Raw genomic sequence first — 14,535 nt, 5'->3', positions numbered from 1 at the left:
CTGTAACAGAAGTTTTACAGCTCCTTTCCAGCAGGAAAGGAGCTGTTCGTCTCATGAACACAGGATGCGTTCGTGTTAAGCAAGCGGATGACAGGATGTTCATCCAATGTTTGTCTCCGGGAGTAGAAATGAAGCCTTTCTTGCGCTGGTGTTATGTTGCGACAGCACTTATGTTGGCAGGATGCAGCAACCATGATTGGCGTAAAAATGAAGTTCTGGCGATTCCGTTGCAGCCGACGTTGCAGCAGGAAGTCATCCTGGCACGCATGGAACAAATACTTGCCAGTCGGTCATTAAGCGATGATGAGAGAGCACAGCTATTATATGAGCGCGGTGTGCTGTATGATAGTCTCGGGCTAAGAGCACTGGCGCGAAATGATTTTTCACAAGCGCTGTCTATTCGTCCTGATATGCCAGAAGTTTTTAACTACCTGGGGATTTACCTAACGCAGGCAGGCAATTTCGATGCTGCCTATGAAGCGTTTGATTCTGTACTAGAGCTTGATCCAACTTACAACTACGCGCGTTTGAACCGAGGTATCGCACTGTATTACGGTGGCCGATTCTCGTTAGCGCAGGATGATCTGCAGGCGTTTTATCGAGACGATCCAAATGATCCCTTCCGTTCGTTATGGCTTTATCTTGCGGAGCGAGAAATCAATCCGAAGAATGCCGAGGTAGCGCTCCAGGAGCGTTATGACAAAGCGGACAGAGGGCAATGGGGATGGAATATCGTCGAATTCTACCTGGGCAAAATCAGCGAATCTACGCTGATGGAACGCCTCAAGGCAGAAGCAACGGATAACACTTCGCTCGCTGAGCATCTCAGTGAAACTGACTTCTATTTAGGTAAGCATTACCTAAGTCTGGGGGACAAGAACAGCGCCGCGGCACTGTTCAAACTGACGGTAGCTAACAACGTTCATAACTTTGTTGAGCACCGCTATGCATTGTTGGAATTGGCGCTTTTGGGCCATGAGCAAGACGACCTATCAGAATCGGACCAGCAATAGCTGACGACACCAATCAGCCTTTTTAATCATGGTATTTGCCATTTTTAAGCGCCTTAACGGGCGAGGGTTGTTTTGTTCGTTTTATAATCTAATTTGAGCCGGTTCACACTTTTCAATGAAAATGACTGAAAATTTTCTCGACGAGTTATGTAGACTGGCTGCCATTATTAATGAGGCACGTGTACATGACTACTGAGCTTGAAACCTCTTTTGCTGACCTGGGGCTGTCTGCTCCGATCATTTCTGCCCTGACTGATTTGGGCTATGAAAAACCTTCACCAATTCAGGCTGAGTGTATTCCTCACCTGTTAAATGGCCGCGACGTTCTGGGTATGGCTCAGACGGGTTCCGGTAAAACAGCTGCGTTCTCTTTACCGCTGCTGCATAACATTGATGCTTCACTGAAAGCACCACAAATTCTTGTTCTGGCACCTACCCGCGAACTGGCGGTTCAGGTTGCTGAAGCAATGACTGATTTCTCTAAACATATGCATGGCGTGAATGTGGTTGCCCTTTACGGCGGCCAGCGCTATGACGTTCAGCTGCGCGCACTGCGTCAGGGACCACAAGTTGTTGTAGGTACCCCGGGTCGTCTGCTGGACCACCTGAAACGCGGCACCCTGAACCTCTCTAACCTGAGTGGCCTGGTGCTGGACGAAGCTGATGAAATGCTGCGTATGGGCTTCATCGAAGACGTCGAAACTATCATGGCGCAGATCCCGGCTGAGCATCAGACCGCGCTGTTCTCTGCAACCATGCCAGAAGCAATCCGTCGTATTACCCGTCGCTTCATGAAAGACCCACAGGAAGTACGTATCCAGTCAAGCGTGACTACACGTCCTGACATCAGCCAGAGCTACTGGTCTGTGTACGGTCTGCGTAAAAACGAAGCGCTGGTACGTTTCCTGGAAGCAGAAGATTTTGATGCGGCGATCATCTTCGTTCGTACCAAAAACGCGACGCTGGAAGTGGCTGAAGCTCTTGAGCGTAGCGGCTACAGCAGCGCTGCACTGAATGGTGACATGAACCAGGCGCTGCGTGAGCAGACTCTGGAACGTCTGAAAGATGGTCGTCTGGACATTCTGATCGCAACCGACGTGGCAGCACGTGGTCTCGATGTAGAACGTATCAGCCTGGTTGTTAACTACGACATTCCGATGGACTCAGAATCTTACGTTCACCGTATCGGTCGTACCGGTCGTGCTGGCCGTGCGGGTCGCGCATTACTGTTCGTTGAGAACCGTGAGCGTCGTCTGCTGCGCAACATTGAACGCACCATGAAGCTGACCATTCCAGAAGTTGAAATCCCAACTGCAGAAGTTCTGGGCGAACGTCGTCTGGCTAAATTCGCAGCGAAAGTTCAACAGCAACTGGAAAGCAGCGATCTGGATCAATACCGTGGCCTGCTGGCAAAACTGCAACCTGCAGAAGAGCTGGACATCGAAACACTGGCTGCGGCACTGCTGAAAATGGCACAGGGCGAACGTCCTCTGATCGTTGCAGCGGATCCGGTCTTCAAAAGCCGTCCACCACGTCGTGAATTCGAAGACCGTGGCGACCGCGGTGATCGTGGCGATCGTCGTGACCGTCCGGCTCGCAGCAATGACCGTCCTGCACGTGATGGCGACAGCCCACGTCGTGAGCGTCGTGACGCTGGCGAAATGGAACTGTATCGCATCGAAGTGGGTCGTGATGATGGTGTTGAAGTTCGTCACATCGTTGGTGCTATCGCTAACGAAGGCGACATCAGCAGCCGTTACATCGGTAACATCAAGCTGTTCGGTACGCACTCTACTATCGAACTGCCAAAAGGTATGCCGGGCGAGATCCTGTCTCACTTCACCCGTACGCGTATCCTGAACAAACCGATGAACATGCAGCTGATTGGTGATGCAGTGCCACAGGCTCCGCGTCGTGATCGTCCGGCAGGTGCTGGCGGTGAGCGTCGTGGTAACGGTGCTCCGCGTCCATTCAACGGTGATCGTCCAGCTGGTGCAGGTGGCGAACGTCGTGGTAACGGTGCTCCACGTTCTTTCAGCGGTGATCGTCGTGAAGGTTCTTCAGCAGCTGGCGACCGTCGTCCGCCAAGCCGCGCACCACGTCGTACTACTGACGCATAATCTGAATTCAGTTTACTGAACACCAGATAATAAAAAACCAGCCTCCGGGCTGGTTTTTTTATGCCTGCGATTCAGGTCGCCGGTCAGCTGATGCGCTGTTCTTTAATCAGATCGCCATGAAGCTGAGAGACAATTTCGAACGAATGCAAACGAGCCTGGTGATCAAAAATCTGGCCGTTGATCATCAGTTCATCGGCTTCGGTTTCACGCAGAATATTCTGCAAACCCTGACGCACAGTTTCTTTATTACCGACTACCGACATGCGCAGCGCGTTATCGACGCCAAAGCGTTCCTGAGCTGACCACAGGCTTTCGATGTTATCGACCGGCGAAGGGAGTTTACCCGGCATTCCGCGGCGCAGATTAATAAACTGCTGCTGGTTGGAGGTAAACATCCGGCGTGCTTCTTCATTGGTATCAGCAGCAATTGCGTTAATGCACACCATTGCGTGTGGCTTTTCGAGCTGTGCAGAAGGCTGGAATTTGCTGCGATAAATCGCCAGTGCCTGATACAACATGTCCGGCGCGAAATGTGAGGCAAAGGCAAAGGGCAGACCGAGCGCCGCCGCCAGCTGAGCGCTGTAAAGGCTCGATCCCAGTAACCAGATCGGCACATGCAAACCTTGCCCCGGTACGGCCTGAACGGCCTGCTGCGGCTGAACGTCGCTGAAATACATCTGTAATTCCTGCACATCCTGCGGGAAATTATCGATTTCACCGGAAAGATGACGGCGCAGCGCGATCATGGTGCGCTGATCCGTACCCGGCGCGCGGCCCAGCCCCAGATCGACGCGGTTTGGGTACAGCGTAGCCAGCGTGCCGAACTGTTCAGCAATCACCAGCGGCGAGTGGTTTGGCAGCATTACACCGCCGGAGCCCACGCGGATCGTTTTCGTTCCGCCCGCAATATAACCCAGCAACACAGACGTCGCCGCACTGGCGATACCGGTCATGTTGTGATGCTCTGCCATCCAGTAACGCTGATAACCCCATTTCTCGGCGTGCTGTGCCAGTTCAAGGGAGCACTGGAATGCCCGGGCCGGATCGGCACCCTGCGGCACTGGTGCCAGATCGAGCACGGAAAGGGGAACGGTGTTTTTCTCAGACATAATCACGGCTCACTCATCAAAGGAAAGAGGGGAGAATGCATTCACTCCGCTCATAATTAGAACGAGTATTACCCAATAACTACCGATTGAATACGGCATTTGTGCCCTTAATTGCCGTTAAAACATTCTTAAAATCGATTCGAATAACTTAAATTATAGTTTCAATGAATATGTTGTTTTGTGTTAAACAGTCTTTGTTCATCCCGCTATGATTTCAGTGAAGCTCTGCGCCGTTAAGAACGGGCGCTGGCGGGAAGGGACAGTCATGGAAAGGAGAACCAAAGCCGATGATAAACACAGGCAAACAAAAAGGATGAAGCACCGATGAGTAAACGAATTTTATTGACCTTGCTGCTGGTTGCGGCGGCGGTTTCTCTGGCGGTGCTGTTTCGTGCGCACAATCAGGATTTGCTGTTACAGGGCGAAGTCGATGCGCCGGAAGTGATTGTGGCCTCGAAATCCAAAGGCCGCGTGATTGAACGTCATGTTGAACGCGGTGACGATGTGAAAGCCGGGCAATTGCTGATAACCCTCGACAGCCCCGAAATGATGGCGCAGTTGCGTGCCGCTGAAGCTGCCCGCGATCAGGCAAAAGCTCAGCTTGATCTCTCCGTTAACGGAACCCGCGAAGAAAGTATCCGCAACCTGAAAGCCACTCTGGCGCAGTCTCAGGCGGAATATGTCAACGCCCGCGACCTCTACAACCGCAACGCCAAAGTGGCGGCGAAAGGGTTTATTTCAGCGTCTGATTTAGAAGATTCCCGCCGTGCACGCGACAGCGCATATGCACAAGTTCTCGTCGCCAAAGCCAATCTGGATGAAGGGGTAAATGGCGACCGCGTGGAACAGCGCGAAAGCTATGCCGCGCAGCTGCGCCAGGCGGAAGAAGACTTACTGGAAATCAAAGCGCAAACCGATGACTTGCAGGTCAAAGCGCCGGTCGATGGCGAAGTGGGGCCGATACCGGTGGAAGTCGGCGAGCTGGAAAGTGCGAACAGTCCGTTGCTGACGCTCGTGCGCCTGCCCGATGCCTATTTCGTTTTTAATCTGCGTGAAGATATTCTGGCGGGCGTGCGCAAAGGCGACAAAGTGCAGATGCGCGTTCCGGCGTTGAATAACCAAATGATCGAAGCCGAAGTTCGCTATATCGCACCACTTGGCGACTATGCGACCAAACGCGCCACGCGAGCGACCGGTGATTTCGATTTAAAAACGTTTGAAGTGCGTCTTTACCCTGCGAAACCGGTGCCCGGCCTGCGTCAGGGCATGAGCGCATTGTGGCAATGGAAAGCGAAGTGAAGCCGGTCAAAGCGCCACACAGTGAAAGGGCAAAAGCCGCATGGCGCTGTTTCAGTCGTGCTTTCACCCGCGAAGTAAATCACGCCTTTCGCAAACCAGTGATCCACTGGCTGTGCTGGATTTTCCCTTTGCTGTTATTTGGTCTGATCAGCAGCAATTTTTCGGAAGGCACTCTGCTGGATTTACCGGTTTCAGTGGTCGATAACGATCACAGCTCATTATCCAAAACGTTGACCCGTAAACTGGATGCCGGTTCGCACGCGCATGTTCAGGCATTCGATGGCGGTTTACCCGAAGCGGAATATCGCCTGCGCACCGCGCAGGATTATGCGCTGTTATATATCCCCAATGATTTTGAAGCCGATGTTCTCGCCGGAAAGCAGCCCAGTGTCGTGCTGTATTACAACGCGTTATTCTACGGTGCCGGTCTGTATTCGACGCAGGATTTCAGCGGGCTTATCACCGAACTCAATACCAGCTATCGCTCGATAATTGCTACCGAAATTGGCAAAACGCTGCCTTCACTGGCCAGCGTCGATCTGTCCTATGGCAGCCTGTTTAACGCCAGTGGCAGTTACATTTATTACCAGCAATTTGCGGCAACCATTCATCTGCTGCAACTGTTCACCGTGACCTGCATGATCTACGTAATGGCGCGCAGTCAGGCGTTGCTCAGTGCGCCGTCATTTACCCTGGCGCTGCTCGGCAAACTCGCCCCGTACACGTTGTATTTCACCACATTGCTGATGGTGGAAATCGCGATGCTGGTCGGGTTCTTCGACGCCCGCGTCAGCGGTAATCCTTTGTATATGATGGTGATTGGTTTCTTCTATGTGATCGCCGCGCAAAGCCTCGGGCTGCTACTTTTCACCTTCACCAAAACCACCATTACCGCTTACACCATGATGGGGATTTTCGTCAGTATCGCGCTGACTTTCTCCGGAATGGCGGTACCGGTGCTGTCGATGCCACTGCCTGCGCGCATTATTTCCGGTATTGAACCGCTCAGTTACGCGCTGGCCGCGATGTTTGACGTCTTCCTGCGTGAAGTCTCAGTGCGCGGCATTCTGATGGTGTGCTGCATCCTGCTTATTTATCCGCTGCTGACCGGTTTGCTGGTGCGCAAACGCCTGTATATGCGGATGAAACGACAGGAGTCAGGCCAATGACAGGTCGTGAATGGTTTAAAACCTGGTGGGGGACATTCCGCAAAGTGCTGACCGGTTTGCTCGACAAGCCGATGTGGATGATGTTGCTGCTTTCGCTGTGCGTGATGAGCATGGTCTATGCGAACCGCACGGTTTGGGATTTGCCGGTGGCGGTGGTCGATCAGGATCACAGCTCTGCCAGCCGGATGCTGACCCGCCAGCTGGACGCTACCTCCAAAGTTGCGACGGTGGCTTACGACAGTCTTGCGCAGGCGGAACACGATCTGGCGCTGCGTAAGTTATTCGCGGTGATCATCATGCCGGTGGATCTTGAGAAGAAGATCCTCGCCGGGCAAAACATCGTGATCCCGGTGTACGGCGATGCGACCAACCGGCTGGCGAACGGGCAGATCCAGCAGGATGTGCTCTCGGCCTATCAGGCGATCCTCACGCAATACAATACGGATTTGCTGCTGAGCAGCGGATTCAGTGAGCGACAGGCCAGTGTGGTGCTCACGCCAATCACCGGTCAGTCGCTCGATGTCTTTAACCCTGGCATCAGCTTTGCGGCGATAATTTTCCCCGGCCTGCTGGTGATGTTATTGCAGCATTCATTACTTATTGCCAGTGTGCGCGTCAGCATCGTGCTCAACAGCGGGCCTTCTGGTAAACCGGCGATCCCGGCGTTTCTGGGCGGCATTTCGGCGCTGATCCCGGTCTGGCTGTTTCTGTCTATCGTCCTGTTTGTGCTGTGGCCGTGGATACTGGGTTACCGGCAAACGGCCAGCATTCCTGAAATCCTGTTACTGACCTTCCCGTTTCTGCTGGCGGTACTGGGGCTCGGAAAACTGGTGACGGAATGCCTGCGCAGCGTCGAGCTGATTTACCTGACGCTGGCCTTTATCACCACGCCGGTTTTTTATATTTCCGGCACCATCTGGCCGTTACAGGCGATGCCCGCCTGGGTCAGGGGCGTTTCATCTATGCTGCCTTCCACCTGGGCGACTAAAGCCATTGCCGGCGTTAATCAGATGGGATTGCCTTTCAAAGACGTGGGTGGCGATATTCTGATGCTGCTGATTTTGTGCATGTTTTACACCTTTATCGGCATTGCAGTGGGGATGCTACGTGATGGCGTCAGGCTCAGAGCGATGTTCAGGCCGAAGCCGCGAAATTCGTGATTAAAAAAGGGAGATGACCGCAAAGTCCTCTCCCTTTTTACTGCGACACGCTCAGTCAGGTTCGCAGTTCCAGCCCGGCGACGCGCTGCCAGTAGCCGTTACAGTCGGCTTTATCGGTAAGCGTCAGTGGCTGCAAACCGCGTTCATTGTTGCGAAACGCTTCCAGCGTGGCGAGAGTATCTTTCGTTTCCGGCGAAAGACGCACGATATCGACGAGTCCCTGCATCGACACCAGCTCATTGCCGAGGTTATAGCAGTAGCCGCTCTGTGTCTGAATGCCGTTGAGCACGAACACCTGCTGATTTTCCTGCGACAACATTTTGCGCCCCTGCGGATAACTGATGCAGCAGGTTTCACATTCGTCTTTCGCGCGGTTTTCAGAACGTGCCGTAAAACAGCGCGCCGAATAGGCCAGCGGTAAGTGTCCGTAAGACAGTACTTCCACTTCGAATTTATCGCGGATACCCAGATCCTGACACTGGTTCAGCAGATTCACCAGCCAGTCGCGGGAAAGCTCAACCGGCATACACCAGCGCACCATGCCTTGTTTTTGCAGTAGTTTCAGCGTGACGGCGTTATAGCAGTTCAGCGCGTGACCGACGACAAAAGGCAGATTACGTTCAGCCGCCATGTTCACCGCGCCAAAATCGTTGGCTTCCAGCAGAAACTCGCCGTTCTCGACATAACGTTTGAGTTCATTGAGTTCAGACGGCGCCTGCAACAATGCCAGAGTGGAAATCACCACCTGCTTGCCGGATGCGGCCAGCTGGCGCGCGACCTCCATCCAGTCATTCACTTTCATCTCACGGCGTTTGGTACAGACGTTTTCACCGAGATAAATGATATCCGCACTGCCGGACGCAGCGGCCTGATAAAAATCTTCTACCTGCGCTTTCGGCCAGTAATAAAGAATGGCCCCTAAAGAATATTTCATCATCATCTCTTCGATTACTGCCACTTGCGGTGATAGGCACCGAGCGTGGTTTGTGTACCTTCAGACATAGAGCCCAGCGTTTTCATCCAGGCGTCGTCGGTTTTGAAGTTTTGCGGATCCGCCATGCAGCGGTCGATTGCCGCACGCCATACGCGAGCCACCTGGCTGACATATGCCGGGCTGCGCTGACGTCCTTCGATTTTTACCGAGGCAATATTGGCAGCGAATAATTCCGGCAATAACTCCAGCGTATTCAGACTGGTCGGTTCTTCAAGCGCATGATATTTCGCGCCATCCACCAGATAACGACCTTTGCACAGCGTCGGATAACCGGCGTTTTCACCTTCATCATAACGGTCAATAAGCACATCATTCAGGCGCGATTCCATGCCCTGAGCAGTCTGCTGCCAGCGCACGAACCGTGCCGGTGAACAGGCACCGACGGTATTTGGCGATTCGCCGGTCAGATAGGAAGAAAGATAACAGCGACCTTCGGCCATGATGCACAGACTGCCGAAAGCAAACACTTCCAGCGGGACGACCGTCGTGCGGGAAAGCTGGCGCACCTGATGCATCGAAAGCACACGCGGCAAAACAACCCGGGCAACATCAAAGTTACGTTTATAGAAACGAATCGCTTCGTCGTTGGTGGCCGACGCCTGCACCGACACATGGCGCTCTACGTGAGGATATTTATTCGCAGCGTAATCGAGCATGGCGATATCGGCCAGGATCAGCGCATCCGCGCCGAGCTGTGCGGCCATATCTACCGCGCGTTCCCAGCGCTGATAGCCGTCAGGATGCGCAAACGTATTGATGGCGATATGCAGTTTACGGCGGTGACGGTGAACGTAATCCGCCGCCTCCTGCAATTTTTTATCCGTGAAATTCAGACCGGCGAAATGGCGCGCATTGGTGTCATCTTTCAGGCCGATATACACCGCGTCTGCGCCATTATCGATCGCCGCTTTCAACGCAGGTAAATTCCCTGCCGGGCAAAGTAGCTCCATTCTCGTTCCTTACTACAACCGGCCAGCCAGAGCTGAGGTTGGTGGGTGATGAAAAGCCAGTTGCCGACGTCATTCATTCATCAGTCAGGGCTTTGATTGGCGAACTATTTTAGAGAAGCTATGGATGCAATATTTTGATTTGAGGCAGTTTCTTAGGCGTTGGAAGCCATACAACCCTCGGGGAGGTTGTATGGGATGTTTTTCTGTTGCAGTATTTATTGATGTAGACCGCTGAACGTTCCCGGCAATGTGTCAAAATAGGCGTTATAACTGCCTTAAAACTTGCCGAAAAGTTACCGAAAGGAGTAGTGCCAGTGTTGCAAAAACTACGTGCACGTATGGTCCGTCAGGGACCATCCCTGTTAAGTGTGCCTTTGAAATTCACGCCTTTTGCGTTGCAACGGCAGATTTTGCAACAGGTACTGAGCTGGCAGTTTCGTCAGGCGCTGGCCGACGGAGAGCTTGATTTCCTCGAAGGCCGCTGGTTGAAAATTGACGTCAGCGATCTTAACCTGACCTGGCTGATGTCGGTGGAAGAGGGCAAACTGGTGATCGCCGGGGGCGGCGAAGCTGATGTCAGCTTCAGCGGTAATGCGAATGATCTGATCCTGATCGCAGCCCGCAAAGAAGATCCCGACACGTTATTCTTCCAGCGCCGTCTGCGCATTGAAGGTGATACCGAACTGGGCTTGTATGTGAAGAATCTGATGGATTCTATCGATCTCGATACTATGCCGCTGCTGCTGAAAAATGGCCTGCTGCGCCTGGCCGATTTTGTCGAAGCGGGTCTGCAAGAGGACCGTGAGCCACAAGCTCCGGTAGCTGAACCATGTTAATTCGTACTGAAATTCCGGTAGATGCCGCGGGCATTGACCGTTTGTTACGCGCCTCATTCCCGACAGGTGCAGAAGCCGATCTGGTGCAGGAACTGCGCGAAGACGGCCTGCTGACGCTGGGCGTTGTGGCGACCGACGATGAAGGTGGTGTGGTGGGTTACGTCGCGTTCTGCCCTGTGGACATTCAGGGCGAAGACCGCAACTGGGTCGGGCTGGCACCGCTGGCAGTGGAAGAATCGCTGCGCTGTCAGGGAATAGGTCAAAAACTGGTTTATGAAGGGTTAGATTCCCTGAATGAATTCAGCTATGCCGCTGTTGTGGTATTAGGCGACCCGGCCTACTACAGTCGTTTTGGCTTCAAACCCGCAGCCGCTCATGACTTGCATTGCCGCTGGCCGAACTGTGAGGCCGCATTCCAGCTTTTCACCTTATCCGATGAAGCACTAAACGATGCCAGCGGAGAGGTCGTTTTCCCGTCGGCATTTAATCGTTTTTGATTTTCGGTAAGCTCAGGCGGGGAGCACCTCGCCTGTCTTCTGGACATCAGTAAGCGCTTTTTCCTGAAGCGTTAAAACTTCTGTTTCTTCTCTTCCACTTTGACACCCTGCGTCGGCATACCGGTGTCGTAATCACGCACAATGGGTGAATAACCGTCTTCCGGTCGCGGTCTGAATGCCCCCATCCAGCGAGGTTTCGCGTCCTTGCGCCACGGGCGGCAAGACCACTGATAGCTACGGAACGGGTCACGGATCTTGTCCATATAATCCATCAGCTGATCATGCAGCCCGTCGCGGATGCCCGTAAAATCAGGATGGTCGATCAAGTTATGCATCTCATTGATGTCGTTATGGCGGTCATACAGTTCGTCAGTGGTAAACAGATTGAGCACAAATTTATAACGGTCGGTGACCCAGCCTCGTACCGGGATAAAGCCGCCGAAACTGTCATGCTCAATCTCATAGCGGTTGAATTCGACCATCACGCCGCGATCAGCCTGCACGTCGAATAATGATTCGCCGGGCAAAATAGCCGGTTTCTCAATGCCAGCCAGCGCCATCAGTGTGGGCAATACATCGCTGTGGCTGACCGGCGTATCAACCTGACGTGGCGACTGTTGTCCCGCAGGAGGCACGAAAATCAAGGGAATGCGGGTAATATCGTCATACATCGCTGCGCCCTTGCTGATGAGCTTATGCGCCCCCATCATTTCGCCGTGATCAGAGGTATAAATCACCCAGGTATTTTCACGCTGCGCAGGTGTCAGAGCTGAAACGACGCGACCAATCTCGTCATCGACAAAATCGTTGCAGGCGAAATAGAGCGGGTGATGATATTGCCCGTCAGCACCCACCGGGGAAGGCATTGCCTCAGACCACAAACGGTGATGCAGCGGTTTATCTTCAAGGGTATCGTGCGCTCTTTCACCTAAGTCGTAATGAAAATCTTCATATTTTTCAAGATATTCAATCGGACAGGTAAAGGGGTGGTGTGGCTCATCATAAGAAATCACCATCAGGAACGGTTCGTCCTCACGCTGCGGTTGTGCCAGAAAATCAATCGCCCGGTGACTGATGCGGTGCGCCCAGGTGAATGACTTGTCGATGCCATTATCCCGTAAATCCTCGACACTGTTCAGCCCGTTGCGCCACAGGCCAATCTCTTTTTCGGTCAGTTCAGAAAGATAGTTGGCGCCATCGAACCAGTATTCTTCGTCCCATTCCGGCGGACAAACACCGGTGCCGAAATAGTCATGTCCGTCGAGATGCCACTTACCGATAAAACAGGTCTTATATCCGGCATCCTTAAAATAACGTCCCATGGTGGAGATGTTTTTCCCTGGCGCGACGTTGTTAGTCCAGGGGCCTGACTGATTAGAATAGATGCCGGTGAACAGCCCGGCGCGGGCGGGTGTGCATACCGGCGCGCAGGTGTAGGCGGAATTAAATCGGATGCCTGCTTGCGCCAGCGCATCGATATTCTGTGTATTAAGCGGTTTACCGCTGTAACAGCCCACCATATTGGTGGCCTGAGTATCGGTCATAATAAACAAGAAGTTAGGGCGTTCCACTATTTATCCCCTGATTCAAAAGTGGTGAGAATACGGCCGGACTGGCGCTGACGGCGGCTGTAAATGAACAGATAAATCACTACAGCGGCAGCAATCAGATAGCTCACGACAGCCAGCCAGCGCGTCGGATACCCGCCAAACTGTGCCAGACCGGAATACACGCCAATCATGGCGGCCAGTACGCCGACAGAGGCAATCTTCGCGGGCTCCCACGGCTGCATATCGACTGCAAAAGCATCGCGGAAGCTGAAGGGTGTGGCACGTGGTTTGACCCAGCCAATACCCAGCATCAGCAGCACATTAATGCAGAAGGTGAAAAACAGGACGTAGAGGAAATGCATATCGAAAGACACCAGATAATGGATCACGATATAACTGCAAATCCCGAACAGCAGCGCGGCTTTGGCGGCAACCGGGGGAATGCGCGGGAAGAAAAACCCCATGATCACGATGGTCACCAGCGGCACGTTATAAATGCCGTTAAGCTGTTTCATCCAGCTGTATAAACCCTCCGGCGCGTTGGCAATCCACGGAGCCACCAGCACGGAAATCACTGCCAGAATCAGTCCGAAGCGACGCCCTACGGAAACCAGCTTTTGCGGTCCGGCATTCTGGTTGATCACGCGGTGATAAATGCCGTAGCTGAATAAGGTACAGGCGCTGTTGAGGAACCCATTGAAAGCACTCATGATCGCGCCGAAAACCACCGCCCCAAAAAAGCCAACCAATGGCAGCGGCAGCACTTTATTGACGAGTGCCGGGTACGCCATATCGGCTTTTGGCAGTTGTGGAAAAAGGTGATAGGCAATCACCCCCGGCAGCACCAGAATCAGCGGATCAAGCATTTTCAGCACGGCGGTCAGCAGTGCGCCTTTTTGTCCTTCGGCCAGACTTTTCGAGGCCAGCGTGCGCTGCACAATGCCCTGATTGGTACACCAGTAAAACGTATTCACCAGAATCAGCCCTGTCAGCGCCGCGCCAATCGGCACCGGATCATGACTGCCGCCAATGGAGTTCAGGCGTTCGCTGTGCACGCTTGTCAGTTGCTGAACGCCGTGCAGGAAATTACCGTCTCCCATCATGATCAGCCCGAGTACCGGGATCATCAGGCCGCCAATTACCAGTCCGATGCCGTAAATCACATCCGCAATCGCAATCGCCCGCAGGCCGCCAATCACGGCGTAGCAAATCCCGGCTAACCCGAGCAGCGTGACCATAAACCAGATGCCTGCTCCTGCAGAAACACCAAAAGCCTCGCTGACGTGAAACAAACTGTTTAGCGCCAGCGCGCCTGAATAGAGCACTATCGGTAGAAAACAAACCCCGGTGGCAATCAGAAAGCAGCAATCGACGAAAATACGGGTGGATTTATCGTAACGTTCTTCAATGAAATCAGGGATGGTGGCGATGCCGCGCTGCAGGTATTTCGGTAAAAAAATCAGCGCGAGGAAAATCAGGGGGATGGCCGAAATTACTTCCCAGGCCATCACCGACATCCCGCTGCGCCACGCCTGACCGCCAAGTCCCACCAGTTGTTCGGTCGACAGATTGGTCAGCATCAGCGAGGCAGCGATCACCGGTGCTTTCAGTGAACGGCCTGCCAGAAAATAGCCCTGCTGGGATCGGGTGTCAGCTTTTCGTAATTTCCACCAGGTCATTAATGCCACCAGCAGGGTGAACGCGACGAAGCTTAAAATTTGCGAAAGATTCATTTAATTGCCCTTATTTATACGGATGACCTGATACGCAGTAGGGCAAAAAAGTTATTACGCGTTGTTCAGATCACGGCAGGTTTTATTATGAGATATTTTTTAATC

Annotated in this window: 13 protein-coding genes; 8 read left to right on the top strand and 5 right to left on the bottom strand. The window is 53.1% G+C overall.

All coding sequences use genetic code 11. From position 1 onward, the window contains the following. Positions 1-128 precede the first annotated feature (128 nt). The 3 genes from nlpI to J1784_RS16405 all read left to right on the top strand — a co-directional run bounded on the left by nlpI (position 129) and on the right by J1784_RS16405 (position 3,133). A complete protein-coding gene (gene nlpI / locus J1784_RS16415; RefSeq protein WP_217150130.1) occupies positions 129-1,013 on the top strand; it encodes a lipoprotein NlpI in 885 nt (294 codons plus the stop codon). 115 nt (positions 1,014-1,128) lie between these two features. Continuing rightward, positions 1,129-1,209 carry a protein YrbN gene (gene yrbN, locus J1784_RS26910; RefSeq protein WP_096335046.1) on the top strand — a complete coding sequence of 27 codons (81 nt, stop codon included), beginning with the start codon at positions 1,129-1,131 and terminating at the stop codon, positions 1,207-1,209. Continuing rightward, positions 1,199-3,133, top strand: a complete 1,935-nt coding sequence (locus J1784_RS16405; protein ID WP_217150129.1) for a DEAD/DEAH family ATP-dependent RNA helicase — start codon at positions 1,199-1,201, stop codon at positions 3,131-3,133. The genes yrbN and J1784_RS16405 overlap by 11 nt, the downstream gene beginning before the upstream one ends. 83 nt (positions 3,134-3,216) lie before the next feature. Here J1784_RS16405 and J1784_RS16400 read toward each other — a convergent pair whose 3' ends face one another. After that, positions 3,217-4,242, bottom strand: a complete 1,026-nt coding sequence (locus tag J1784_RS16400) for a luciferase-like monooxygenase (protein WP_217150128.1) — start codon at positions 4,240-4,242, stop codon at positions 3,217-3,219. A gap of 324 nt (positions 4,243-4,566) precedes the next feature. Here J1784_RS16400 and J1784_RS16395 point away from each other — a divergent pair, with 324 nt between their 5' ends. Genes J1784_RS16395 through J1784_RS16385 form a run of 3 tightly spaced genes read left to right on the top strand, consistent with a single transcriptional unit; the run spans position 4,567 to position 7,870 of the window. After that, complete coding sequence (locus J1784_RS16395) at positions 4,567-5,541, top strand: HlyD family secretion protein (protein WP_217150127.1); 975 nt, start codon at positions 4,567-4,569, stop codon at positions 5,539-5,541. Continuing rightward, entirely contained in the window at positions 5,526-6,710 is a 1,185-nt protein-coding gene (locus J1784_RS16390) for an ABC transporter permease (protein ID WP_217150207.1), read from the top strand. The genes J1784_RS16395 and J1784_RS16390 overlap by 16 nt, the downstream gene beginning before the upstream one ends. Beyond that, positions 6,707-7,870: an ABC transporter permease gene (locus J1784_RS16385; protein ID WP_217150126.1), complete on the top strand. Its 1,164-nt coding sequence runs from the start codon at positions 6,707-6,709 to the stop codon at positions 7,868-7,870. Before J1784_RS16390 ends, J1784_RS16385 begins: the two co-directional genes overlap by 4 nt. 55 nt (positions 7,871-7,925) lie before the next feature. On the opposite strand, the gene J1784_RS16380 is transcribed toward J1784_RS16385, so the two are convergent. Both J1784_RS16380 and ubiU read right to left on the bottom strand, forming a co-directional pair. Further along, positions 7,926-8,804, bottom strand: a complete 879-nt coding sequence (locus J1784_RS16380; RefSeq protein ID WP_217150125.1) for a U32 family peptidase — start codon at positions 8,802-8,804, stop codon at positions 7,926-7,928. 14 nt (positions 8,805-8,818) lie between these two features. Further along, positions 8,819-9,814, bottom strand: a complete 996-nt coding sequence (gene ubiU / locus J1784_RS16375; protein ID WP_112286781.1) for a ubiquinone anaerobic biosynthesis protein UbiU — start codon at positions 9,812-9,814, stop codon at positions 8,819-8,821. Positions 9,815-10,128: 314 nt separating this feature from the next. Here ubiU and ubiT point away from each other — a divergent pair, with 314 nt between their 5' ends. Further along, positions 10,129-10,650, top strand: coding sequence for a ubiquinone anaerobic biosynthesis accessory factor UbiT (gene ubiT / locus J1784_RS16370; RefSeq protein ID WP_217150124.1), 522 nt, complete (start codon positions 10,129-10,131; stop codon positions 10,648-10,650). After that, positions 10,644-11,147: a GNAT family N-acetyltransferase gene (locus J1784_RS16365; protein WP_120508514.1), complete on the top strand. Its 504-nt coding sequence runs from the start codon at positions 10,644-10,646 to the stop codon at positions 11,145-11,147. Before ubiT ends, J1784_RS16365 begins: the two co-directional genes overlap by 7 nt. 71 nt (positions 11,148-11,218) lie before the next feature. On the opposite strand, the gene J1784_RS16360 is transcribed toward J1784_RS16365, so the two are convergent. Beyond that, a complete protein-coding gene (locus J1784_RS16360; RefSeq protein ID WP_217150123.1) occupies positions 11,219-12,718 on the bottom strand; it encodes a sulfatase-like hydrolase/transferase in 1,500 nt (499 codons plus the stop codon). After that, on the bottom strand, positions 12,718-14,430 hold the full coding sequence (locus J1784_RS16355; protein ID WP_217150122.1) for a solute:sodium symporter family transporter: 1,713 nt from the start codon (positions 14,428-14,430) through the stop codon (positions 12,718-12,720). The genes J1784_RS16360 and J1784_RS16355 overlap by 1 nt, the downstream gene beginning before the upstream one ends. Positions 14,431-14,535: the final 105 nt, after the last annotated feature.

It is taken from the genome of Rahnella ecdela (assembly GCF_019049625.1).
Lineage (GTDB): Bacteria > Pseudomonadota > Gammaproteobacteria > Enterobacterales > Enterobacteriaceae > Rahnella > Rahnella ecdela.
Note: the sequence above shows the minus strand (reverse complement) of the source record. Positions and strands in the feature narration are given on the sequence as shown.